Raw genomic sequence first — 566 nt, 5'->3', positions numbered from 1 at the left:
AATTTATTCAGCTCGCTTTAGACAATCAAGTTTTAAAGTTTGGTGAGTTTGTGCTTAAGTCTGGTCGTATCAGCCCATATTTTTTTAATGCTGGCTTGCTAGCGACAGGTGAGATGTTATCGTTACTAGCGCGCGGTTATGCAGATGCTTTGGCTGAACAGATGGCAGCTAGCAATAACGGTGCAGAGCAGCAAGAGCTGGTTATTTTTGGCGCGGCTTATAAAGGTATTCCATTTGTGGCCGCAACCGCGCAAGCGTTATGGCTGCATCATGGCATCAATGCTAAATGGGGTTATAATCGTAAAGAAGCCAAAACTCATGGCGAAGGTGGTAACTTAGTGGGTGCTGATGTCAGTGGCAAAGCTGTCTGGGTGCTTGACGATGTTATTACTGCGGGTACAGCGATGCGCGAAGTGGTCGAGATTTTAGAGCAATCGGGTGCAAGTGTGGCGGGTATTATTGTTGCTCTTGATCGCAAAGAAAAAGGCCAAAATGATCATTCTGCTATACAAGAGCTTACCGCGACGCTAGAAGTGCCTGTACATGCTCTCGTTAATATTGATGAT

The 566-nt window shown here is 45.6% G+C and carries 1 protein-coding gene; it reads left to right on the top strand.

The window, feature by feature from the left end; genetic code table 11:
* On the top strand, positions 1-566 hold a 566-nt coding region (gene pyrE / locus ACS8FD_RS23390), incomplete at both ends, for an orotate phosphoribosyltransferase (RefSeq protein WP_439277611.1).

Source organism: Psychrobacter sp. 1U2 (genome assembly GCF_051847575.1).
This window is presented reverse-complemented; position numbering and strand designations above follow the sequence as displayed.